Genomic DNA, 22194 nt, shown 5'->3' with positions numbered 1-22194 from the left:
AGGCGGATTTTCCACCCGGTCTGATATCTTAGCTAATCCCAAGTTCTCTTTCACGGATCACAGTTTTAGCACGAGCAATTTCCTTACGCACAGCGCCGATCCGAGTCGGGTTATCAAGCTGACCGGTAGCGAGTTGAAAACGAAGGTTGAAAAGTTCTTCTTTAAAACCGGAGATCTTTTGTTCGATTTCAGCAGTGGTTAGGTTGCGGAATTCACTAGCCTTCATTTGCTTCACCACCCAATTCTTCACGTTTCACAAACTTAGTTTTGATTGGCAGTTTGTGAGCGGCAAGACGCATTGCTTCACGAGCAATCTCTTCCGGAACACCAGCAAGTTCGAACATAATCTTGCCTGGTTTCACTACTGCAACCCATTTTTCTACGTTACCTTTACCACTACCCATACGAACCTCAAGAGGCTTCTGAGTAATTGGTTTGTCAGGGAAAATTTTAATCCAAACCTTACCACCACGTTTGATGTAACGAGTCATCGCAATACGTGCAGCTTCGATTTGACGGTTAGTAATCCATGCAGGTTCAGTAGCTTGCAAACCGTACTCACCAAAGTTCAGTGTAGTACCGCCTTTTGCACGACCCTTCATATGACCACGTTGTTGTTTACGATGTTTTACGCGTTTTGGTACCAACATGATTAGTTGCCTCCTTCCTGAGGAGCTTGTTTCTTAGCTGGAGGAAGAACCTCTCCACGATAGATCCATACTTTTACGCCAAGACGACCGTAAGTAGTATGAGCTTCCGCTGTACCATAGTCAATGTCGGCACGAAGCGTATGCAGTGGAACAGTTCCTTCGCTGTACCCTTCGGAACGAGCGATTTCGGCACCGCCAAGACGTCCGCCTACTTGAGTTTTAATTCCTTTTGCTCCGGAACGCATAGTTCTTTGAATTGCTTGTTTCAAAGCACGACGGAAAGAAACACGACGTTCCAATTGTTGTGCAATGCTTTCAGCAACCAGAATTGCATCCAGTTCAGGATTTTTAATTTCAGAAATATTGATGTGTACCTTTTTACCGCCTGCGATTTTAGTAATTTCATTACGCAGATTTTCAACTTCGGAACCACCCTTACCGATAACCATACCTGGCTTCGCAGTGTGAATCGTTACGTTGACACGGTTAGCTGCTCTCTCGATTTCAACACGGGATACAGCGGAGTCTTTCAATCTTTTTTTCAGATGTTCACGAATTCTAACGTCTTCCAGCAAAAGATCACCGAAATCTTTGCCTGCATACCATTTGGATTCCCAATCACGGATAATACCGATTCGGAGTCCGACGGGATTTACCTTTTGGCCCACACGTTTTCCCTCCTTATTTTTCAGATACCACCAGAGTAATATGACTGGTGCGTTTGTTGATGCGACTTGCACGACCCATTGCACGCGGGCGGAATCGTTTCATTGTAGGACCTTGGTTTACAAAAACCTGAGATACTACCAATTTATTTACGTCCAAAGAGTAGTTGTGATCTGCATTTGCAATCGCAGAATTCAACAATTTCTCAACGACTGGAGAAGCGGACTTTGGAGTGTGACGAAGAATTGCGATCGCCTCACCAACCTGCTTACCGCGAATCAAATCGATAACAAGTTTCACTTTGCGAGCAGAAATCCGTACGGACTTAGCATGTGCTTTTGCTTCCATTGAGTTTACCTCCTCTCAAACACTACGCTGTGTTGATTATCTTCTTGTTTTCTTATCGTCATCCGTATGGCCTTTGTACGTACGTGTTGGAGCAAATTCGCCCAATTTGTGTCCGACCATATCTTCCGTTACGTATACTGGCACGTGTTTACGACCATCGTATACACCAAACGTATGTCCGATAAATTGTGGGAAAATCGTAGAGCGACGGGACCAAGTTTTGATTACCACTTTTTTGTCCGACTCGTTCAAAACCTCTACTTTTTTCAACAGGTAACCATCAATGAATGGTCCTTTTTTGAGACTGCGACCCATTTATGAATCCTCCCTTCGTTAAAACGTAGTCGTTCCTTAATATGTTAACGTGCGACTTAAGCGCACGTTTTATTACTTAGTACGACGACGAACGATGTACTTATCAGATGCTTTACCTTTTTTACGCGTCTTGTAACCAAGGGTTGGTTTACCCCATGGAGACATTGGAGATTTACGTCCGATTGGAGCGCGACCTTCACCACCACCGTGTGGGTGATCGTTAGGGTTCATTACAACACCGCGAACTTCAGGACGTTGTCCCAACCAGCGACTACGACCAGCTTTACCGATTTTCACCAGTTCGTGGTCTTCGTTACCTACAGAACCAATTGTAGCGCGGCAAACTTTCAGAATGCGGCGAACTTCACCAGAAGTCAAACGAATTGTAACATACTTTTCTTCTTTACCAAGAAGTTGGGCTTCCGTACCAGCGGCGCGAACGAGTTGGCCACCTTTACCCGGTTTCAATTCGATGTTGTGGATAACCGTACCTACTGGAATGTTTTCCAACGGCAAGGAGTTACCGATTTTGATATCGGAACCTGCACCGGATACCACTTCGTCTCCTACTTTCAGACCTTTAGGAGCGATGATGTAACGTTTTTCACCATCCACATAGTGGATAAGTGCGATGTTGGACGTACGGTTTGGATCATATTCGATCGTAGCAACGCGGCCCGGTATTCCATCTTTGTTACGTTTGAAGTCAATAATACGGTATTTACGTTTGTGTCCGCCGCCTTGATGACGAACTGTAATTTTACCTTGGTTATTGCGTCCAGCTTGCTTGCTCAGAGGTGCCAGCAACGATTTCTCGGGCTGATTAGTTGTAATCTCCTCGAAAGTAGATACAGACATAGCACGTCTGGCCGGGGACGTTGGTTTATACTTTTTAATTGGCACTGAGTTTCCCTCCTTACTTTACAGTTTCAATTATACCGTTTCAAAAAACTCAAGCGGCTTACTGTCTTTGCTCAGCGTTACGAACGCTTTTTTCCACTCGCTCGTATAGCCGGAATGACGTCCGTAGCGTTTTGGTTTTGCAGGAACACGAAGCGTATTTACGTTACTTACTTTCACGTTAAAAATGGCTTCGATTGCTTTTTTAACTTCGACTTTGTTAGAACGAATGTCAACCTCGAAAACGTATTTCAAGTCATTCATCATACCAGCCGTACGTTCGGTGATAACCGGACGTTTGATAATATCACGAGGATCCTTCATTACGCGAGCACCTCCTCTACCTTCTGAACTGCTTCCTTCGTAATGATCAGTTTGTCGTGTCCGAGCACATCAAGAACATTAATGCCGTCTGCGGCTACAAACTTCACACCAGGAATATTACGAGCGGACAGTGCTACATTATCATCATAGCTAGGAGCTACGATCAATGCTTTACGATCAGCTTTAAGGTTATTCAAAATGGCTGCGAATTCTTTCGTTTTAGGTCCGTTCAGTGTAAGAGCGTCCAATACGATAATTTCATTCTCAATCACTTTGGATGACAACGCCGATTTGATCGCCAGACGACGAACTTTTTTAGGCAATTTGTAAGCATAGCTGCGTGGAGTCGGACCGAATACAGTACCGCCACCAACCCATTGCGGTGCACGAATCGAACCTTGACGAGCGCGGCCAGTACCTTTTTGTTTCCAAGGTTTACGTCCGCCACCACGTACTTCAGAACGTCCTTTTACTTTGTGAGTACCTTGACGCAGGGAAGCCAATTGCATAACAACAGCGTCATGAAGAACGTGCTTATTCGGCTCGATACCGAACACTGCGTCGTTCAATTCAATTTCACCAACTTGGCTGCCGCTAATATTAAATAGTGCTACTTTTGGCATTTCGTGTTCCTCCTTTCTTCAGTTGTTTATTTTTTCACCGTTTCTAATACTTTAACGAAGCTATTTTTAGGTCCTGGAATGGAACCTTTCACGAGCAATACATTACGTTCTGTATCGATCTTAACAACTTCAAGACGTTGGATCGTTACCGTTTCATGCCCCATGTGTCCTGGAAGGTGTTTACCTTTAGGAACGCGGTTAGCTTGAATGGAACCCATAGAACCTGGACCTCTGTGGTAACGCGATCCGTGTGCCATTGGTCCGCGGCTTTGTCCCCAACGTTTGATAACGCCGGCAAAACCTTTACCTTTAGAAATACCTGTTACGTCAACGAACTCGCCTTCTGTGAAGACATCAGCCTTCAGTTCTTGGCCAACCTCGTACGCAGCAAGGTCGATGCCACGAAGTTCACGAACGTAGCGCTTAGGTGCAGTATTTGCTTTTTTCGCATGTCCTGCTTCAGGTTTGTTGGATCTTTTTTCTTTCTTATCAGAGAAACCGAGTTGGATAGCTTCGTATCCATCGTTTTCCAGATCTTTCTTTTGCAGAACAACACAAGGACCTGCTTCGATAACCGTAACAGCAAGTACGTTACCTTCAGGGGTAAACACTTGAGTCATTCCGAGTTTTTTTCCTAAGATACCTTTCATGTTGACACCTCATTTCTTTTCCTAATTACATATTACAATTTAATTTCGATATCTACACCGGACGGCAGGTCCAAGCGCATCAAGGCATCCACAGTTTGTGGAGTCGGGTTAACAATGTCGATCAAACGCTTGTGTGTGCGCATTTCGAACTGCTCCCGAGAATCCTTGTACTTGTGTACCGCACGGAGAATAGTAATGATTTGTTTTTCAGTTGGCAGCGGAATTGGCCCGGATACACCTGCGCCCGAACGTTTAGCTGTTTCAACAATTTTCTCAGCGGATTGATCAAGAATTCTATGATCGTAAGCTTTCAAACGAATACGAATTTTTTGCTTTGCCATTTTAGTCCCTCCTTCTATCGCCCAATTTGGTATCGGACATACTCCGTGAAAATTTTCCGACAGCCCTCCCATGGCAAAGGGGCCGGGTGTGTCAGTAACCTCTCACATCATCGCACAGTCACAAACAACATTAGTTATTATATCGAATAGTTCTGCCTATTGCAAGCAAAAACGAAAAAACAATGCATCTTATTTTCAAAAGATGCAGTTGTGCTCGCACTCGCGATTTTCCCCAAGAGAAAAGCCCCCGCACCAGGGCAGGGGCTCGTTTAGCTTCGTTCCAATACAACGTTACTCGTTCCAGTACACTGTTACTCTATTTAAAGGCTAAAGCCTTCTTATTTGGAGATTGTTGCTACGGCACCAGCGCCAACTGTACGTCCACCTTCACGAATAGAGAACTTAGTTCCTTCTTCGATAGCGATCGGGTTGATCAGTTGAACAGTAACCGTGATGTTATCACCAGGCATTACCATTTCAGAACCTTCTGGCAAAGTAATGATACCAGTTACGTCAGTTGTACGGAAGTAGAACTGTGGACGGTAACCAGTGAAGAAAGGTTTGTGACGTCCGCCTTCTTCTTTAGTCAAAACGTAGATTTGAGCAGAAAATTCTGTATGTGGGTTAACAGAACCTGGCTTAGCCAATACTTGGCCACGCTCGATTTGTGCACGATCTACACCGCGAAGCAGTGCGCCAATGTTGTCACCAGCTTGAGCGGAATCAAGCAATTTGCGGAACATTTCTACGCCTGTTACTACGGATTTACGGGATTCTTCTTGAATACCGATGATTTCGATTTCGTCGCCCACTTTAACTGTACCACGCTCTACACGGCCTGTAGCAACTGTACCACGACCAGTGATGGAGAATACGTCCTCGACAGGCATAAGGAAAGGCTTGTCAGTGTCGCGTTCTGGAGTTGGGATGTAAGTGTCGATTGTTTCGAACATTTCAACAATTTTCTTAGCCCAGTCGCCATCTGGGTTTTGCAGTGCTTCACGAGCGGAACCGCGAGTGATTGGAGTGTCGTCGCCTGGGAAGTCATACTCGCTCAGCAAGTCGCGAACTTCCATTTCAACCAATTCCAGCAACTCTTCGTCTTCAACCATGTCGCATTTGTTCAGGAATACAACGATGTAAGGAACACCCACTTGGCGGGACAACAGGATGTGCTCACGAGTTTGCGGCATTGGGCCGTCAGCTGCGGATACAACCAGGATCGCTCCGTCCATTTGTGCAGCGCCAGTGATCATGTTTTTAACATAGTCGGCGTGACCTGGGCAGTCAACGTGTGCATAGTGACGGTTAGGTGTTTCATATTCCACGTGTGCAGTGGAGATTGTGATACCGCGTTCGCGCTCTTCTGGAGCTTTATCGATTTGATCGAATGCTACAGCAGCACCACCGTAAGTTTTGGACAATACAGTTGTGATTGCAGCAGTCAAAGTAGTTTTACCATGATCGACGTGACCAATAGTACCGATATTAACGTGCGGTTTGTTACGTTCAAACTTAGCCTTTGCCATTTGAACAATTCCTCCTCAATAACTTGTTTTATTTTAGGCTGCCGGATGCCTTTTTGGTAAAACCTTAAGCATACCGGTCAGCTGATACATTGTATTACTCGCCGCCTTTGGTTTTGGCAACGATCTCTTCAGCAATGCTCTTCGGTACTTCTTCATAATGAGAGAGTTCCATAGAGAACACGCCGCGTCCTTGTGTACCGGAGCGAAGTGTAGTCGAGTATCCGAACATTTCGGACAAAGGCACCTTCGCACGAATGATTTGAGCTCCACTGCGGGAATCCATACCTTCAATCCGACCACGACGGGAGTTCAACATACCCATTACGTCACCCATATATTCCTCAGGAACCGTTACTTCAACTTTCATAATCGGCTCGAGCAATACTGGTTTACATTTGTCTTTCGCTGCTTTCAGCGCCATTGATCCGGCAATTTTAAATGCCATTTCATTGGAATCGACATCATGGTATGATCCGTCCACGATTGTAGCTTTAACGTCCACAAGCGGGAAGCCTGCGATAACGCCGTTTTTCATTTGTTCCTCAATACCAGCAAGAGCAGGAGCGATGTACTCTCTAGGAACAGAGCCGCCGACTACCTTACTTTCGAATTGACTACCAGTACCTGGCTCGAGCGGTTCGAACTCAACCCATACGTGACCATATTGACCACGACCACCGGACTGACGAACGAATTTACCTTCGACACGTGCTGGAGCACGGAACGTTTCACGGTAAGCAACCTGTGGTTTACCCACGTTTGTTTCTACCTTGAACTCACGACGCATACGGTCAATGATGATGTCCAAGTGAAGCTCACCCATACCCGCTAAGATGGTTTGACCTGTTTCTTCGTTAGTATGAGCACGAAGAGTTGGATCCTCTTCAGTCAACTTACCGAGAGCTACAGACATTTTATCTTGGTCAGCTTTGGTTTTAGGCTCAACCGCGATTTCGATAACCGGATCAGGGAAGTTCATGGACTCGAGAATAACAGGACTCTTCTCATCACACAGTGTATCACCTGTACCTGTATCTTTCAAACCTACGGCAGCCGCAATATCACCAGAGTAAACTACAGTGATTTCTTGACGACTGTTCGCATGCATTTGAAGAATACGTCCGATACGTTCGCGTTTACCTTTTGTTGCATTCAATACGTAAGAACCGGATTGAAGAACACCGGAGTATACGCGGAAGAATGTCAACTTACCAACGTAAGGATCCGTCATGATTTTGAATGCCAATGCGGAGAATGGCTCTTCATCGGAAGAGTGACGTTCAACTTCCGTACCGTCTTCCAAATGCCCTTGAATACTTGGCACATCAATAGGAGCCGGCAAATAGTCGAGAACAGCATCCAACATCAGCTGAACACCTTTATTGCGGTAAGAAGATCCACAGATAACTGGGAAGATTTTAACTTCTACAACACCTTTACGGAGAGCGGCTTTAATTTCGGCAACCGAAATTTCTTCGCCTTCCAGGTATTTCATTGTCAATTCTTCGTCCAGTTCAGCAACCTTCTCGATCAATTCATTACGAAGTTCTTCAACTTGATCTTTGAATTCCGCAGGAACTTCTACTTCTTCGATATCTTGACCAAGATCATCTTTGTACATATGAGCTTTTTGTTCAACGATATCGATAATACCAGTAAAATCATTTTCTGCGCCGATTGGCAATTGAATCGCAACTGCGTTCGCTTGAAGGCGATCACGCATGTCAGAGACAACATTCAGGAAGTCGGCACCAATGATATCCATTTTGTTTACATATGCGATCCGTGGAACGCCGTAGCGATCAGCCTGTCTCCATACGGTTTCGGACTGAGGCTCAACGCCTTCTTTCGCACTGAAAACACCAACTGCTCCGTCCAATACACGAAGGGAACGTTCAACTTCAACAGTGAAGTCAACATGCCCCGGGGTGTCGATGATATTGACGCGGTGACCTTTCCAGGCAGCGGTCGTCGCAGCGGAAGTAATCGTGATTCCGCGCTCTTGTTCTTGTTCCATCCAGTCCATTGTCGCAGCGCCTTCGTGAACTTCACCGATTTTGTGCGTACGGCCTGTGTAGAACAAGATCCGCTCTGTTGTTGTGGTTTTACCCGCGTCAATATGAGCCATGATCCCGATATTACGTGTATTTTTCAAGGAGAACTCTCTTGCCATGAAATGGGTCTCCCTTCAAAATTGAAGTTTTTTTTTGAGCTGAATCCTACCAACGATAGTGAGCAAACGCTTTGTTCGCTTCAGCCATTTTGTGCGTGTCTTCACGTTTTTTCACGGAAGCGCCTGTGTTGTTGGAAGCATCAATAATTTCAGCCGCCAAACGCTCTTCCATGGTTTTCTCACCGCGGTTGCGGGAGTAGTTTACGAGCCAACGTAATCCCAGGGACGTACGTCTTTCTGGTTTTACCTCGATTGGTACTTGGTAGTTGGCACCGCCGACACGGCGTGCTTTAACTTCCAGGACTGGCATGATATTCTTGATAGCTGCTTCAAAAACTTCCATCGGGTCATTCCCCGTACGTTCTTGGATAAGCTTGAACGCATTGTACAGAATGCTTTGAGCAACGCCTCGTTTTCCGTCGAGCATGATGCGGTTGATCAAGCGGGTAACCAACTTGCTGTTGTATACCGGATCTGGCAACACGTCTCTTTTGGTAACTGGACCTTTGCGTGGCATGGATATCCCCCTTTCTTACATGTTAAACCGACATACGCGGTTTATATTCATTAGGATTTTTTAGCTTTAGGGCGTTTTGCGCCGTATTTGGAACGAGCTTGCATGCGGTTGTTTACGCCTGCAGTGTCCAAAGCACCGCGAACGATGTGGTAACGCACACCCGGAAGGTCTTTTACACGACCGCCGCGAATCAGCACTACGCTGTGTTCTTGAAGGTTATGTCCAATACCTGGAATGTAAGCAGTCACCTCTACACGGTTCGTCAAGCGAACACGAGCATATTTACGAAGTGCGGAGTTTGGTTTTTTCGGAGTCATAGTACCTACACGAGTGCACACTCCGCGTTTTTGCGGGGCACTGATGTCGGTAGCTTCACGTTTCAAGGCATTAAAACCTTTTTGCAAAGCCGGTGATTTCGATTTCTCGATTTTGGCTTGACGTCCTTTACGAACCAGTTGGTTAATAGTTGGCATGTTGGTTGCCACCCCCTTCCTCAATTTTTGCTGTTACTTTACAAACCTTATCTAAGCCCACAGACCCAGGCGGTTCATAAAAGAACAAATGAAAAGTCTTTGCCGCCAAGAATAACAATTCCTTAGACAAAAACGTTCCTTACCCTATTGTTTTACGATAGCAGCCATTGCGGCTCCCACTTCAATCCCACATGCAGCTCCGAGATTTTTCATTGTGTCTACGAGAGTCACTTTGACTCCTTGCTTGTTGCACAAAGCAATGATGTTGGAAGTGAGACGCTGATCTGCGTCTTCTGCCACATATACTTCTGAGGCAAAGCCCAATTCTACCATACGAATGGTTTGTTTGGTACCGATTTTGACATGAGCATCTTGCAGTCCTTGTTCTTTAGACATATCTCATTCCTCCGAAAAGACCCAATAGCATATAGGCTGCTCACGCACCTTTGCTATATTAGCATTGACTATAAGTAATGTCAAGACAATTATAAACTATAATTCATTTAAACAGAATAGAACGTTTCATTTTTGATAAAGCACCGGAGCACCGTCTGCTGTAGCTTTTATGCAAAGCCTATGTCTACGGTGTTCCGGCAATCATACTATTTTTATATTACTCGGCCGAAATTGGTTCAAGCTCCTCAGATGGAGACTGCCCCTCTTCCGGTTGGGCAAATTTCACGCTACGGTAACGGTTCATACCTGTTCCCGCAGGAATCAATTTACCAATAATTACGTTCTCTTTCAGTCCAAGCAACTGATCGACCTTGCCTTTAATAGCTGCATCAGTCAGGACACGAGTAGTTTCCTGGAAGGAGGCTGCTGACAAGAAGGAGTCAGTTTCCAGAGATGCCTTGGTAATACCGAGCAGTACCGGCTTGGCTACCGCTGGTTCTTGGCCGCTGAGAATCGCTATCTTGTTTGCATTTTCATACTCATGGACATCAACAAAGGAGCCTGGAAGTAAGATCGTGTCGCCCGCATCAATGATACGGATTTTACGCAACATTTGACGAATCATAACTTCTACGTGCTTGTCGTTGATTTCTACGCCCTGGTTCCGGTATACGCGTTGAACTTCCTGAAGGATATAGTTCTGTACCCCGCGAATACCTTTAATACGTAGCATTTCTTTAGGATCAATCGAACCATCTGTCAGTTCGTCCCCAGCTTCAACAGTCATACCTTCGCTTACGCGCAGGCGGGAACCATACGTTACTGAGTATGTTTTCGTTTCGGCTTCACCCTGAATGTCGATCTCACGGCGGTCTTTACCTTCACGAACTTCTTTAACTGTACCGTCAATTTCACTAATAGTTGCCTGACCTTTAGGATTACGTGCTTCAAAAAGCTCCTGGATACGAGGCAAACCTTGTGTAATATCGTCACCCGCTACGCCGCCTGTGTGGAACGTACGCATAGTAAGCTGTGTTCCTGGCTCACCGATGGATTGTGCAGCGATGATACCAACTGCTTCACCAATCTCAACGTGTTTACCAGTAGCCAGATTGCGACCGTAACATTTCTTGCAGACGCCATGTTTAGCACGGCAACTTAGTACAGAACGAATCTGAACTTTGTGTACACCAGCTTTAACAATCGCTTCGGCTTTATCGGAGTCAATCAATTCGTTACGTCTAGCCAAAATCTCGCCAGTCTCAGGATGACGTACTGTTTCAAAGCAATAGCGACCTTCCAGACGGTCATATAGATCCTCAATTACTTCTTTACCATCCTGGATACGACTTACTGTGAAGCCTTTATCCGTTCCGCAGTCTTCTTCGCGCACGATAACATCCTGTGCCACATCTACGAGACGACGAGTCAGGTAACCGGAGTCAGCCGTACGAAGGGCTGTATCCGCCAAACCTTTACGCGCTCCGTGAGTGGAGATGAAGTACTCGAGTACTGTCAGACCTTCACGGAAGTTTGATTTGATTGGGAGTTCGATAATACGTCCGGATGGATTGGCCATCAGACCACGCATACCGCCGAGCTGAGTAATCTGTGATTTGTTACCCCGCGCTTTGGAGTCCACCATCATCATGATGGAGTTGTAGCGATCCATGGACTTCATCAATACTTCGGTAATATCATCTTTCGCTTTAGACCAAATGTCGATAATCCGGTCATAGCGTTCTTCATTCGTAATCAGACCACGACGGTACTGATTCGTTACAACTTGCGCTTTGTCTTCGGATCCCTTAAGAATCTCTTGTTTTTCCACCGGCACGATTACGTCCGATACAGCAACGGTTACCCCTGCACGAGTGGAATACGTAAAGCCAAGCTGCTTGATTTTATCCAGAATTACAGCTGTTTCTGTTGTATGGTAAGTCTCAAAACAACGGGCAATGATATTACCAAGGTAATCCTTGCCTACCCCACTAGCTTGCGGAGCGTTTTGAATGGCTTCTGTAAGATTTACACCCTTCTCGTAAACAAAGAACTCCTCCGCAGTACCATAAAGCAGGTTCGCACGGGTAGCATCATTGATGTACGGGAAGCTTGCCGGGAAAATTTCATTAAAGATAATTTTACCAACCGTTGTGATCAACATCGCTTCCTGTTGTTTTTCCGTAAAGCTCGTTTTATTCAAAGCTTTAACCGGAATAGCTACACGAGCATGAAGTCCAGCTGTACCACGTTGGTAAGCCGATATAGCTTCATTCATGTTGCGAAGGATCATATTGCTTCCTTCTTCTTCTTTGTTATCCATAGTCAGATAGAAAGAACCAAGAACCATATCCTGGGAAGGTGTAACAACTGGCTTGCCGTCTTTCGGATTCAAAATGTTCCCGGATGCTAGCATAAGCAAACGAGCTTCAGCTTGGGCTTCCGCAGACAACGGAACGTGAACAGCCATTTGGTCACCGTCAAAGTCGGCATTATATGCAGTACATACGAGCGGATGCAGACGAATCGCACGGCCTTCAACCAAAATCGGTTCGAACGCCTGGATACCGAGTCTATGCAGCGTAGGGGCACGGTTCAGAAGAACTGGATGCTCCTTGATTACTTCTTCCAGCACATCCCATACTTCTGCACTCACACGCTCTACTTTACGCTTCGCGCTCTTGATATTGTGCGCCAAACCTTTGTTCACCAGTTCCTTCATAACAAAAGGTTTGAACAGTTCCAGTGCCATTTCTTTTGGCAAACCGCATTGATACATTTTCAAGTACGGGCCTACAACGATAACGGAACGACCAGAGTAGTCAACACGTTTTCCGAGCAAGTTCTGACGGAAACGTCCTTGTTTACCTTTCAGCATGTGGCTGAGGGATTTCAAAGGACGGTTACCTGGACCTGTAACAGGACGACCACGACGACCATTATCAATCAAGGCGTCAACAGCTTCCTGCAACATCCGTTTTTCATTTTGCACGATAATATCTGGCGCACCTAGATCTAACAACCGTTTCAGACGGTTATTACGGTTAATAACACGACGATACAAGTCGTTAAGGTCAGAGGTAGCGAAACGACCACCATCCAACTGTACCATCGGACGAAGCTCAGGAGGAATAACAGGAAGTACGTCCATGATCATCCAATCCGGTTGGTTGCCGGAGTTACGGAATGCCTCAATAACTTCAAGGCGTTTGATCGCACGGTTACGACGTTGTCCTTGAGCTGTACGCAGCTCTTCTTTCAAGAATTCTAACTCTTTATCTATATCCAAATCTTGAAGAAGCTTTTTAACCGCTTCAGCACCCATACCTGCCTGGAAGCCATAGCCGTATTTCTCACGGTAGCTACGGTATTCTTTCTCAGACAGGAGTTGCTTTTTCTCCAAAGGCGTATCTCCTGGATCGGTTACAACATAAGATGCGAAGTAAATGATCTCTTCCAGAGATCTTGGAGACATATCAAGAGCAAGACCCATACGACTTGGAATGCCTTTAAAGTACCAAATGTGCGATACAGGAGCAGCCAACTCAATATGGCCCATACGCTCACGGCGAACCTTAGCGCGAGTAACTTCTACTCCACAACGGTCACAGACAACACCTTTATAGCGTACACGTTTGTACTTACCGCAATGACATTCCCAGTCTTTCGTAGGTCCGAAAATTTTCTCGCAAAATAGTCCTTCTTTTTCCGGTTTAAGCGTACGATAGTTAATCGTCTCCGGTTTTTTGACTTCTCCGCGGGACCAAGAACGAATCTTTTCGGGGGAAGCAAGCCCGATTTTCATATATTCGAAATTGTTAACGTCCAACAAGGAGCAACCCTCCTTAACCAAATCCTGAGTTTTTAGGTTTGATACCGCCCAGCAGCACCGGGCGGTATCAAGAAACCTGATCCATCCTAGAATGGATCAAGGTATATAACAAAGCTGATATGAGTCAGTCAGCAGGCAAACTACTCTACGCCAACCTCAGAGCCTTCCAGATTCAAACTCAGCTTATCGCCGGTTGTGTCATCCTCATCATCAAGCTCTCTCATTTCGATCTCTTGTTCGTCTTCAGACAGAATCTTCACGTCCATACCCAAGCTTTGCAGCTCTTTGATCAAGACCTTAAATGATTCTGGAACACCCGGTTCAGGTACATTTTCACCTTTGACAATGGATTCGTAAGTTTTAACACGTCCAACCACATCATCAGATTTCACAGTCAAAATTTCCTGAAGCGTGTACGCTGCGCCGTAGGCTTCCAATGCCCATACTTCCATCTCCCCGAAGCGCTGTCCACCGAATTGAGCTTTACCACCCAATGGTTGTTGCGTAACGAGAGAGTAAGGACCTGTAGAACGAGCATGGATTTTATCATCGACCATGTGCGCCAGTTTGATCATGTGCATGACACCGACAGTAACTTCACGTTCAAAACGATCACCCGTACGTCCGTCATACAACACAGTCTTACCATTACGCTGCATGCCTGCCTCTTCCATTGTATCGAATACGTCATATTCCTTGGCACCATCGAATACTGGAGTTGCCACATGAATACCAAGACGCATTGCAGCCATACCCAGATGGACTTCAAGCACCTGTCCGATGTTCATCCGTGAAGGTACGCCCAGCGGGTTCAGAACGACCTGTACTGGTGTGCCATCCGGCAGGAACGGCATATCTTCTTCAGGCAAAATACGAGCAACGACACCCTTGTTACCGTGACGTCCAGCCATTTTATCGCCTTCGGAGATTTTACGTTTTTGAGCAATATATACACGAACCAACTGATTTACACCTGGTGGCAGTTCATCGCCATTTTCACGTGTAAATACCTTTACATCTACAACAATCCCGTCTGTTCCGTGAGGAACTCTCAAAGAAGTATCGCGAACCTCGCGTGCCTTCTCACCAAAGATTGCGTGTAAGAGACGTTCTTCAGCTGTCAATTCAGTCACACCTTTAGGTGTTACTTTACCAACGAGAATGTCACCTGCGCCAATTTCAGCACCAATACGTATGATTCCACGCTCATCCAAGTTGCGAAGCGCTTCTTCACCGACATTTGGAATGTCGCGAGTGATTTCTTCAGGTCCAAGCTTCGTGTCACGAGCCTCGGATTCGTATTCCTCAATATGGATTGAGGTGTATACATCTTCCTTAACCAGTTTCTCACTCAGCAAGATCGCATCCTCGTAGTTGTAACCTTCCCAAGTCATGAAGGCAACGACAACGTTACGTCCCAACGCCAACTCACCCATCTCTGTAGATGGACCATCCGCAAGAATATCGCCAACTTTGACAATATCTCCTCTGTTCACAATCGGACGTTGGTTGATGCAAGTTCCTTGGTTAGATCGCATAAATTTGTGTAATTTATACTTAACAATGTCGCCCTTCACTTCAGCGCCATCTACAGTTTCGATACGACGCAACCAAATTTCGTTAGCCGAAGAACGTTCGATAACTCCGTTGTATTTAGATACAACGCAAACACCGGAATCTTTTGCAGACTTGTGCTCCATTCCTGTTCCGACCAATGGAGACTTCGGAATCAGAAGCGGGACAGCCTGACGCTGCATGTTGGAACCCATCAATGCGCGGTTAGAGTCATCATTCTCCAAGAACGGAATCAGTGCAGTCGCGACCGATACGACCTGTTTAGGCGATACGTCCATGTAATCGACACGGCTACTAGCCATCGGAATAATGTTATCAGACTGTTTGTTATAACGGACAATGACAACCTCATCCTTAAAGGTGTTTTCCTCCGTCAATTCCGCATTCGCCTGAGCTACAATGTAGTTATCTTCTTCATCAGCAGTCAGGTAATCAATCTGGTCTGTAACTTTTCCGGTTTTTGGATCTACCCAACGATAAGGAGCTTCGATAAATCCATACTCGTTAATGCGTGCAAAAGTGGACAAAGAGTTGATCAAACCAATGTTTGGTCCCTCTGGTGTCTCGATAGGACACATACGGCCGTAGTGACTCGGATGGACGTCACGCACTTCCATGCCCGCGCGTTCGCGCGTCAAACCGCCGGGTCCGAGTGCGGACAGACGACGTTTGTGCGTTAATTCAGCAAGCGGATTCGTCTGATCCATAAACTGAGACAGCTGCGAGCTACCAAAGAACTCTTTAATCGAAGCAATTACTGGACGTATGTTAATCAATGCCTGTGGCGTAATTACATTAGCATCCTGAATCGACATTCTTTCGCGCACTACGCGTTCCATACGGGACAAACCGATACGGAACTGGTTTTGGAGCAACTCACCTACAGAACGCAAACGACGGTTACCCAAATGGTCAATATCGTCCGTACTTCCGATTCCGTGAAGCAAGTTAATAAAATAACTGATGGAGGAAATAATATCGGCAGGCGTAATATTCTTAACCGATTTATCAATATTTCCGTTAGCAATCAGTTTGACTACTTTACCGTCCTCAATTGGTGAGAATACATCGATCGTCTGAAGTGGAATATCATTACTTTCTAACACACCACTAGCAACATGATACGTACGATGTCCTACTGATTCCTCGAGCTGGGCCAAAATCTCGTCCAACAGGCGGCGATCCACCATTTGACCAGCTTCAGCGATGATTTCACCAGTTGTTGTATCAATCAAAGTCTCAGCAAGTCGTTGATTGAACAAACGGTTTTTGATGTGAAGCTTTTTATTGATTTTGTAACGGCCTACGTTGGCCAGATCATAACGTTTAGGATCAAAGAAGCGCGCAACTAGCAAGCTCTTTGCGTTATCCAGTGTAGGCGGCTCACCCGGACGAAGACGCTCATAAATTTCAATCAGCGCTTTCTCGGTGGAATCCGTGTTGTCTTTATCAAGTGTGTTGCGGATATATTCGTCATTGCCGAGCAAATCCAGAATCTCAGCATCAGTGCCAAAGCCCAGCGCACGCAGCAACACCGTAACCGGAATTTTACGGGTACGGTCAATCCGGACATAGATAATATCCTTCGCATCCATCTCCAGTTCGAGCCAAGCCCCCCGGTTAGGAATTACCGTTGCGGTGTATGTTGTTTTCGCATTCTTGTCGACTTTTGTGCTGAAATAGACGCTGGGAGAGCGAACCAACTGGCTGACAATAACCCGTTCCGCACCGTTAATAATAAACGTACCCGTTTCAGTCATCAGCGGGAAGTCTCCCATGAATACTTCCTGCTCTTTCACTTCCCCGGTTTCTTTATTAATAAGCCGGACTTTTACCCGAAGCGGTGCTGCATACGTAACGTCGCGTTCCTTTGCGTCGTCAACGGTATATTTGGGTTCTCCGAGAGAATAGTCGATAAACTCCAGAATCAAATTTCCAGTGAAATCCTGAATTGGAGAAATATCCCGAAACATTTCCCGTAATCCTTCCTCCAAAAACCAATCATAGGATTTTTGTTGGATCTCAATCAGGTTCGGAACCTCGAGTACCTCATTAATACGTGCATAACTGCGCCGAGTGCGTCGACCATATTGAACAAGATGTCCTGCCAACTTAAACTCACCCCTCATGTCTACTCACTTTAAAAATACATTGCGAACCTCTGTTTGTGACCTTATAATAAGACACATACAGAAGATTCAATCTTACAAATACAGAAAAGCCCTTACTCGAATGCATTCGAAAAAAGAGCACCGTATCTGCAGAATCCTCTTACCGGAAGATCTTCATCACTTGTAGATTTGCCCAAAATGGTTGTATTATACGTAATAGAGATAAATACTATACCTACTACGCATAAATCTATTGACATTTCAACAAACTAAAGCCATGGAGGGCATCCTAATACTGACATTTTATAATAATATCACAGACCAGGATTCATGTCAATGGTCCTATTGCATTTTCTTAAAAACTTTTTTCAGCCTTCAAAATTCGATAACCTTTATCCTTTGTAACTTCCTCTACATGACCGAAAAGGCTCTCTATCTTAGCACTCGCCGAAGGGGCCCCCTGCTTTTTCTGAATAACTACCCACAAAGCTCCACCTTCGTTTAAATGCTCATAAGCAAGCTCAAAAATGGTATGCACTGTTTCTTTTCCTGCACGTATAGGAGGATTCGTCAAGATCACGTCAAAGCGTTCATCCTTCACTTCCGCAAACAAATCGCTTTGCTTAATGGTGACATTCTTAACCCCATTACGTTCCGCATTCTCTATCGCAAGTTGAACGGCTCGCTCATTAATATCAACCATTGTAACGTGTCCCTCTGGGACAAGCGCGGCTGCCGCCAGACCAATCGGGCCGTAACCGCATCCTACATCCAATACCGAGGCTTGTGCAGGAAGCTGCATCGCTTCAATTAGCACACGACTCCCGTAATCAATTCCCTGCTTCGAAAAAACGCCTGAATCGCTGGCAAAACGGTATGACCGCCCCCGCAGCACTGTTTCCAGGCTCCGTCGTTCATGCGCCGTCTCTGGCCGCTTGGAGTAATAATGATCAGCCATTCATGCCCACCTCTTTCGGTTGTACTACCATCATAGCCTTTACAATAACCTTTCAGACATGCTGGTACTACCGTTTTACAGCAACAAACCCCTTGAAGATCACCTCAAGGGGTTTGTTTTAGTCCATTGTCTGCTAGAAAGCAGTCAATTATTTTACTTCTACAGAAGCGCCTGCTTCTTCCAATTTTGCTTTAATGGATTCAGCTTCTTCTTTAGCGATTTTTTCTTTCAGTGGTTTTGGAGCGTTGTCAACCAGTTCTTTTGCTTCTTTCAGGCCAAGACCTGTGATTTCGCGAACTGCTTTGATAACGTTGATTTTGGAAGCGCCAGCGCTTGTCAAGATTACGTCGAACTCGGATTGCTCAGCTTCAGCTGCGCCACCTGCTGCGCCACCTGCTACAGCTACTGGAGCTGCTGCAGTTACGCCGAATTCTTCTTCGATTGCTTTCACGAGATCGTTCAGTTCCAATACGGACATACCTTTAATTGCTTCCAAGATTTGCTCTTTACTCATGGTTGAACCTCCATTTAAATTCGTATTTTTTTGTTCTCAACTGCTATACAGCAGGTTTAATCCCTAACTTATGCGCTTTGCTCTTCTTTTTCTGCAACAGCTTTAACTGCAAGCGCGAAGTTGCGCACAGGAGCTTGAAGCACGCTGAGGAGCATGGAAAGGAGACCTTCGCGGGATGGCAGTTCTGCCAGTGCTTTGATTTCCTCAACACCGATAACGCGACCTTCTACAACTGCACCTTTCAGTTCCAGTGCATTGTTCTTCTTAGCGAAATCGTTCAAGATTTTAGCTGCAGACACTGCATCATCTTTGCCGAACGCGATTGCAGTAGGACCTGTCAATACTGCGTCCAGTTCAGTCAATTCTGCTGCCGCAGTTGCACGGCGGAGCAGTGTGTTTTTCAGCACTTGAAATTCGATTCCGGCTTCGCGAAGCTGCTTACGCAGCTCAGTTACTTGGGCAACATTCAGACCGCGATAGTCTGCAACCACAGTCGTTACGCTCTCGCGCAATTTTGCAGCTACAACTTCAACAGCTTCTTGTTTTGCTTGAATCACCTTTGCATTTGCCAAACTGTACACCTCCTGATCAATTTATCCGCTTTGTTCGAAGCACCCAATCTGGTGATCTTACAAAGCTTGCTTTCATAAGCATGAAAAAAGCCTCCGTAGAGTACGAAGGCTTGATAAATCTACATGGACGGGACAAGCCCGTCACATGAAACGTTCTATCATAACACCTCGGTAGGAAATTAAGCCCAAAGGCACCTACTGTCTACGGTAAGCATATTCAACTTTAATGGCCAGTCACAAGGACTCACAACTTTTATAGAATAACAAATTTGATTGAACATGTCAATCAAAATATTATCTGTAAACAGATGCGTTCACACGTGCACTTGGTCCCATAGTCGAAGAAATAGCGATGTTTTTCAGGTATACACCTTTAGCAGCCGCTGGCTTCGCACGATTCAAGGCTTCAACCAAGGCTTTAAGATTCTCGTTCAGCTGTTCAGCACTGAAGGAAGCTTTGCCGATTGGCGCGTGAATTTGACCGGCTTTGTCGAGACGGTATTCGATTTTACCGGCTTTAATTTCTTGAACAGCCTTGGCAACGTCGAAAGTAACTGTGCCTGCTTTAGGGTTAGGCATCAAACCTTTACCACCGAGCAAACGACCCAGTTTACCAACCTCACTCATCATATCAGGTGTCGCAACGCAGACGTCGAATTCGAACCAGCCTTGTTGGATTTTGTTGATCATATCTTGATCGCCAACAAAATCAGCGCCAGCCGCTTCCGCTTCTTTCACTTTGTCACCTTTTGCAAATACCAGAACGCGTTGTGTTTTACCCGTACCGTGCGGCAGGACAACAACACCACGAACAGCCTGGTCTTGTTTACGGGAATCTACGCCCAGACGAACTGCTGCTTCAACGGTTTCGTCGAATTTCGCAGTCGCAGCCTTTTTCACCAGTTCAACGGCTTCTAAAGGCTCGTAAGTTGCTTCGCTGTCAATCAGCTTAGCAGCTTCCAGGTACTTCTTACCATGTTTAGCCATAATGTTTTCCTCCTTATGTGGTATTAGCGGATATTCCTCCCACACTTGCCGGACAGTCAAACTGCCGGCACACGTAGATTAATAAAATTAATCTACGATGGTGATACCCATGCTGCGAGCAGTACCTTCAACCATACGCATTGCCGATTCTACGGAAGCTGCGTTAAGGTCAGGCATTTTTTGCTCTGCAATTTGACGAACAGCAGCGCGATTTACAGTTGCAACTTTCGTTTTATTCGGTTCACCGGAACCTTTTTCGATTTTAGCAGCAACTTTCAACAGAACAGCAGCCGGTGGAGTTTTGGTGATGAACGTAAAAGAACGATCCTCAAATACCGAAATTTCAACCGGAATAATCAGGCCTGCTTGATCAGCAGTACGAGCATTGAACTCTTTACAGAATGCCATGATGTTGACACCTGCTTGACCCAAAGCTGGACCTACTGGAGGCGCTGGATTAGCTTTCCCTGCAGGAATCTGCAGTTTTACCATTTTAATTACCTTTTTTGCCATGGATGACACCTCCTTGACTCAATAGTGGTAGACGGACCTATCGATCCTCCCACAAGAAACCTGTAAGAAAAATCTATATTTTCTCCACTTGAGTATAATCCAACTCAAGCGGGGTTTCCCGTCCAAACATGTTGACGTGAACTTTAAGCTTGCTCTTCTCAACCAAAATTTCTTCCACGGAGCCCACAAAATTCGCAAAAGGACCAACTTTAATTCGCACGGATTCCTTAACATCGAATTCAATCTTCGGTTTCGGCTCTACCATGCCCATATGCTTCAGAATCTGTTCAACTTCTTCTGGAAGCAATGGCGTCGGTTTGGAACCCGAGCCTGTCGACCCTACAAATCCCGTAACACCTGGTGTATTGCGTACAACATACCAAGAGTCGTCGGTTTGGACCATTTCGACTAAGACATAACCAGGGTAGACTTTACGCATAACGGTTTTTTTCTTACCGTCCTTGGTTACCAGTTCTTCTTCCATAGGAACAAGAACACGGAATATCTTGTCTTCCATGCCCATGGACTCAACGCGTTTTTCCAAATTGGCTTTGACTTTGTTCTCATACCCTGAATAGGTATGAACGACGTACCATCTTTTTTCCATATCAAGCCACCTGGAACCCTTCCTAGATAATCGCTTCGATCACAGCGGAAATGCCGATATCGAGAACCCAAAAATAAATCGTGACGAACGCAATTGTCCCTATGACAATCAACGTATAGTTGGTCAGTTCTTTACGATTGGGCCAGCGAACCTTCTTGAGTTCAGCCCAGCTTTCAGAGAAAAAGGAAAACAGAGACTTGAAACTGCGTTTCACGCCGACTACACCTCCAAAAACTATCTGGTTTCCCGATGAGAAGTCTGTTCGTTACAGGACTTACAGAATTTCTTCATCTCCATGCGGTCGGGGTGATTACGCTTGTTTTTCGTCGTTGTGTAATTTCTTTGTTTGCATGTTGTACAAGCCAAAGTAATAATTACCCGCATGATGTGCACCTCCCGAAGACATCCAACACCGGAAGTCTCATAATTGATCCTAAAAAAAACCGCGAATTTAGGCCTACCTAAAACACTTTATCACACGGGGTTTTCCATGTCAACGAATGTTTGCATACAATTCGCAGTCCCGGCTGTGGTGCATTTTAACATCTGTGCATCCTTTAAAACTGTTCTCCGAAAAGCTGCTTCAAAAATCAAGGCGATATCTATTATTCATCTTTTTT

Annotated in this window: 25 protein-coding genes and 1 other annotated feature; all 25 genes read right to left on the bottom strand. The window is 45.5% G+C overall.

Features of this window, described 5'->3' with window-relative positions; genetic code table 11:
- Positions 1–28: 28 nt before the first annotated feature.
- The 25 genes from rpmC to rpmG all read right to left on the bottom strand — a co-directional run bounded on the left by rpmC (position 29) and on the right by rpmG (position 21958).
- The gene (gene rpmC, locus MHB46_RS17590; RefSeq protein WP_007432575.1) at positions 29–226 is read right to left on the bottom strand and encodes a 50S ribosomal protein L29; all 198 of its coding nucleotides are present in this window, start codon (positions 224–226) and stop codon (positions 29–31) included.
- Positions 216–650, bottom strand: coding sequence for a 50S ribosomal protein L16 (rplP, locus tag MHB46_RS17585; protein WP_007432576.1), 435 nt, complete (start codon positions 648–650; stop codon positions 216–218). The genes rpmC and rplP overlap by 11 nt, the downstream gene beginning before the upstream one ends.
- Positions 651–652: 2 nt before the next feature.
- Positions 653–1318 (bottom strand): 30S ribosomal protein S3, encoded by a 666-nt coding sequence (gene rpsC / locus MHB46_RS17580; RefSeq protein ID WP_013312156.1) that lies wholly within the window; start codon positions 1316–1318, stop codon positions 653–655.
- A 13-nt stretch (positions 1319–1331) separates the two neighbouring features.
- Entirely contained in the window at positions 1332–1664 is a 333-nt protein-coding gene (gene rplV, locus MHB46_RS17575; protein ID WP_013312157.1) for a 50S ribosomal protein L22, read from the bottom strand.
- A 36-nt stretch (positions 1665–1700) separates the two neighbouring features.
- Positions 1701–1979 (bottom strand): 30S ribosomal protein S19, encoded by a 279-nt coding sequence (gene rpsS / locus MHB46_RS17570; RefSeq protein WP_007432579.1) that lies wholly within the window; start codon positions 1977–1979, stop codon positions 1701–1703.
- Between the two features lie 72 nt (positions 1980–2051).
- Positions 2052–2882 carry a 50S ribosomal protein L2 gene (gene rplB / locus MHB46_RS17565; RefSeq protein ID WP_013312158.1) on the bottom strand — a complete coding sequence of 277 codons (831 nt, stop codon included), beginning with the start codon at positions 2880–2882 and terminating at the stop codon, positions 2052–2054.
- 30 nt (positions 2883–2912) lie between these two features.
- The gene (gene rplW / locus MHB46_RS17560) at positions 2913–3203 is read right to left on the bottom strand and encodes a 50S ribosomal protein L23 (protein ID WP_013312159.1); all 291 of its coding nucleotides are present in this window, start codon (positions 3201–3203) and stop codon (positions 2913–2915) included.
- Positions 3203–3826 (bottom strand): 50S ribosomal protein L4, encoded by a 624-nt coding sequence (rplD, locus tag MHB46_RS17555; RefSeq protein WP_013312160.1) that lies wholly within the window; start codon positions 3824–3826, stop codon positions 3203–3205. Before rplD ends, rplW begins: the two co-directional genes overlap by 1 nt.
- 26 nt (positions 3827–3852) lie before the next feature.
- The gene (rplC, locus tag MHB46_RS17550; RefSeq protein ID WP_013312161.1) at positions 3853–4476 is read right to left on the bottom strand and encodes a 50S ribosomal protein L3; all 624 of its coding nucleotides are present in this window, start codon (positions 4474–4476) and stop codon (positions 3853–3855) included.
- 32 nt (positions 4477–4508) lie between these two features.
- Entirely contained in the window at positions 4509–4817 is a 309-nt protein-coding gene (gene rpsJ / locus MHB46_RS17545; RefSeq protein WP_005544556.1) for a 30S ribosomal protein S10, read from the bottom strand.
- A gap of 338 nt (positions 4818–5155) precedes the next feature.
- Positions 5156–6346, bottom strand: a complete 1191-nt coding sequence (gene tuf, locus MHB46_RS17540) for an elongation factor Tu (RefSeq protein ID WP_023990558.1) — start codon at positions 6344–6346, stop codon at positions 5156–5158.
- 94 nt (positions 6347–6440) lie between these two features.
- On the bottom strand, positions 6441–8519 hold the full coding sequence (gene fusA / locus MHB46_RS17535) for an elongation factor G (RefSeq protein WP_029514491.1): 2079 nt from the start codon (positions 8517–8519) through the stop codon (positions 6441–6443).
- A gap of 46 nt (positions 8520–8565) precedes the next feature.
- Entirely contained in the window at positions 8566–9036 is a 471-nt protein-coding gene (gene rpsG, locus MHB46_RS17530; RefSeq protein WP_007432586.1) for a 30S ribosomal protein S7, read from the bottom strand.
- Between the two features lie 50 nt (positions 9037–9086).
- Positions 9087–9509, bottom strand: coding sequence for a 30S ribosomal protein S12 (gene rpsL, locus MHB46_RS17525; protein WP_007432587.1), 423 nt, complete (start codon positions 9507–9509; stop codon positions 9087–9089).
- 144 nt (positions 9510–9653) lie between these two features.
- Complete coding sequence (locus MHB46_RS17520; RefSeq protein ID WP_007432588.1) at positions 9654–9905, bottom strand: ribosomal L7Ae/L30e/S12e/Gadd45 family protein; 252 nt, start codon at positions 9903–9905, stop codon at positions 9654–9656.
- A gap of 217 nt (positions 9906–10122) precedes the next feature.
- The gene (rpoC, locus tag MHB46_RS17515; RefSeq protein WP_029514492.1) at positions 10123–13737 is read right to left on the bottom strand and encodes a DNA-directed RNA polymerase subunit beta'; all 3615 of its coding nucleotides are present in this window, start codon (positions 13735–13737) and stop codon (positions 10123–10125) included.
- Between the two features lie 140 nt (positions 13738–13877).
- The gene (gene rpoB / locus MHB46_RS17510) at positions 13878–17423 is read right to left on the bottom strand and encodes a DNA-directed RNA polymerase subunit beta (RefSeq protein WP_061831396.1); all 3546 of its coding nucleotides are present in this window, start codon (positions 17421–17423) and stop codon (positions 13878–13880) included.
- Between the two features lie 355 nt (positions 17424–17778).
- Positions 17779–18381 carry a class I SAM-dependent methyltransferase gene (locus MHB46_RS17505; RefSeq protein ID WP_061831395.1) on the bottom strand — a complete coding sequence of 201 codons (603 nt, stop codon included), beginning with the start codon at positions 18379–18381 and terminating at the stop codon, positions 17779–17781.
- A 148-nt stretch (positions 18382–18529) separates the two neighbouring features.
- The gene (gene rplL, locus MHB46_RS17500) at positions 18530–18895 is read right to left on the bottom strand and encodes a 50S ribosomal protein L7/L12 (RefSeq protein ID WP_010348819.1); all 366 of its coding nucleotides are present in this window, start codon (positions 18893–18895) and stop codon (positions 18530–18532) included.
- 68 nt (positions 18896–18963) lie between these two features.
- Positions 18964–19467, bottom strand: a complete 504-nt coding sequence (gene rplJ / locus MHB46_RS17495; RefSeq protein ID WP_013312168.1) for a 50S ribosomal protein L10 — start codon at positions 19465–19467, stop codon at positions 18964–18966.
- A gap of 74 nt (positions 19468–19541) precedes the next feature.
- Positions 19542–19693: a sequence feature (ribosomal protein L10 leader region), on the bottom strand.
- A 68-nt stretch (positions 19694–19761) separates the two neighbouring features.
- Positions 19762–20454, bottom strand: a complete 693-nt coding sequence (rplA, locus tag MHB46_RS17490; protein WP_013312169.1) for a 50S ribosomal protein L1 — start codon at positions 20452–20454, stop codon at positions 19762–19764.
- Positions 20455–20541: 87 nt separating this feature from the next.
- Positions 20542–20967, bottom strand: a complete 426-nt coding sequence (rplK, locus tag MHB46_RS17485; protein WP_007432595.1) for a 50S ribosomal protein L11 — start codon at positions 20965–20967, stop codon at positions 20542–20544.
- A 73-nt stretch (positions 20968–21040) separates the two neighbouring features.
- Positions 21041–21574, bottom strand: coding sequence for a transcription termination/antitermination protein NusG (nusG, locus tag MHB46_RS17480; protein ID WP_007432596.1), 534 nt, complete (start codon positions 21572–21574; stop codon positions 21041–21043).
- Between the two features lie 22 nt (positions 21575–21596).
- Entirely contained in the window at positions 21597–21788 is a 192-nt protein-coding gene (gene secE, locus MHB46_RS17475; protein WP_013312170.1) for a preprotein translocase subunit SecE, read from the bottom strand.
- A gap of 20 nt (positions 21789–21808) precedes the next feature.
- A complete protein-coding gene (gene rpmG / locus MHB46_RS17470; protein WP_023990562.1) occupies positions 21809–21958 on the bottom strand; it encodes a 50S ribosomal protein L33 in 150 nt (49 codons plus the stop codon).
- Between the last annotated feature and the right edge of the window lie 236 nt (positions 21959–22194).

This window comes from Paenibacillus sp. FSL H7-0703 (assembly GCF_038003485.1).
GTDB lineage: Bacteria > Bacillota > Bacilli > Paenibacillales > Paenibacillaceae > Paenibacillus > Paenibacillus polymyxa_B.
This window is presented reverse-complemented; position numbering and strand designations above follow the sequence as displayed.